The sequence below is a fragment of the Bradyrhizobium sp. P2_E8 genome (assembly GCF_056403875.1).
On record NZ_JBFUES010001329.1, the window covers coordinates 1 to 1,664 of the forward strand.

General features: G+C 67.4%; 3 protein-coding genes. 2 read left to right on the forward strand and 1 reads right to left on the reverse strand.

Features of this window, described 5'->3' with window-relative positions:
* Positions 1 to 826, forward strand: an 826-nt coding sequence (locus AC1D00_RS40120; RefSeq protein WP_477014505.1) for a DMT family transporter, incomplete at its 5' end; no start/stop codon positions are given.
* A gap of 126 nt (positions 827 to 952) precedes the next feature.
* Positions 953 to 1,354 carry a VOC family protein gene (locus tag AC1D00_RS40125; RefSeq protein WP_477014506.1) on the forward strand — a complete coding sequence of 134 codons (402 nt, stop codon included), beginning with the start codon at positions 953 to 955 and terminating at the stop codon, positions 1,352 to 1,354.
* A gap of 2 nt (positions 1,355 to 1,356) precedes the next feature.
* On the opposite strand, the gene AC1D00_RS40130 is transcribed toward AC1D00_RS40125, so the two are convergent.
* Positions 1,357 to 1,664 (reverse strand): zinc ribbon domain-containing protein YjdM (locus AC1D00_RS40130; RefSeq protein ID WP_477014507.1); only part of this gene is annotated, 308 nt, incomplete at its 5' end.

Here is a 1,664-nt window from a genome sequence, read left to right on the forward strand (position 1 = left end):
GTTCTGGGCGCTCGGCTTTGCCGGCACGCGGCACGGGCTGAAGGTCGGCTTCACGCCGGTCGATCTGCTGGTGCATCGCTACGTCTGGTCGGGCATCGTGTTCCTGCCGCTGGTAGCGCGCGCCGGCATCTCCGATCTCTGCGGTATCGGCTGGGGCAGGGGCCTTGCGCTGATGGTGCTTGGCGGCCCCGTGATGTCGCTGATCTCCTACACCGGCTTCCTGTTCGTGCCGCTCGGTCATGGCAGCGTGATCCAGCCGTCCTCCGCGACGCTCGGCGGCCTGCTGCTCGCCGCAATGTTCCTCAAAGAGAAGATCTCCGCCTCGCGCCTTGCCGGTGCCATCGTCATCGTTGGCGGCCTCGGCGTGATCGGCGCCGAATCGATCGGCCATATCGGCGCCGACGGCGTGCAGGGCGATCTGATCTTCGTGCTGACCGGATTGATGTTCGCAGGTTTTGGCGCGCTGCTGCGTCACTGGCGCGTCTCCGCCGTCTCGGCCGCGCTCGTCATCAACGTGCTGTCGCTGCTGTTGCTGCCGGTCTATCTCCTGACCGGCGGGCCCGCCCGCGTCGCTGCGATCGGCGTGAGCGAGAATGCGATCCAGGCGCTGGCGCAGGGCGTGCTCGCAGGTCCCGCCGCGCTCTATCTCTTTGCCGTTTCCGTCCAGCGCCTCGGCGTCGCGCGCGCCGCTGTCTTCCCCGCTTGCGTGCCGGCACTGACGCTGCTCACCGGCTGGCTGCTGCTCGGCGAGCCGCCGACGATGTTGCAGACGGCGGGCCTCGTGACGGTGCTGTGCGGGTTTTATCTGGCGCAAAGGCAGCGGTGAACGCATCTGCGTCGCCTGGATGGAGTGCRAGCGAAATCCGGGGCGGGATGTGCGGCACTATCCCGGATTGCGCGACGCTCCATCCGGGCTACGCTCCCGGGCACCCCGCAACTTGACGAGCCCGCCATGACCTTCCTCCTCAACATCGACGTCCCCGACGTCGCCGCCGCCACGACCTTCTACACCGCCGCGTTCGGTCTGACGGTCGGCCGCCGCTTCGGCAGCGATTTCGTCGAGCTCCTGGGCTGGCCGGCGCCGGTTTATCTGCTGACCAAGCAGGCCGGCACGTTGGGTGCAGGCAGCGACCGCCGCCGCTACGAACGGCACTGGACGCCGCTGCATGTCGACGTCGTCGTCGACGATGTCGATGCCGCCGTCGAGCGCGCGCTGCGCGCCGGCGCCGTGCTCGAAGCGCCCGCGCGCGATGCGCCGTATGGGCGGATCGCGATGCTGGCCGATCCGTTCGGACACGGGTTTTGTCTGCTGGCGTTCAGCGCGACGGGATATGACGCGTTGATGGGCGCGTAGCGCTAGGCCTTCTTCACAAACTCCGACTTCAAATTCATCGCGCCGATGCCGTCGATCTTGCAGGCGATGTTGTGGCCGTCGGTGGCGTCCTGGAGGCGGATGTTGCGGACCTTGGTGCCGCCCTTGACGACCGATGAGGAGCCCTTGACCTTGAGGTCCTTCATCACGATGACGCTGTCGCCATCAGTCAGCACATTGCCATGGGCATCGCGCACGCCCATCTCCTGCGGCACTTCCGGAGCGGCGCCGGCCGCAGCGCTCCATTCATGGGCGCATTCCGGGCAGATCCAGAGATCGCGGTCCTGATAGG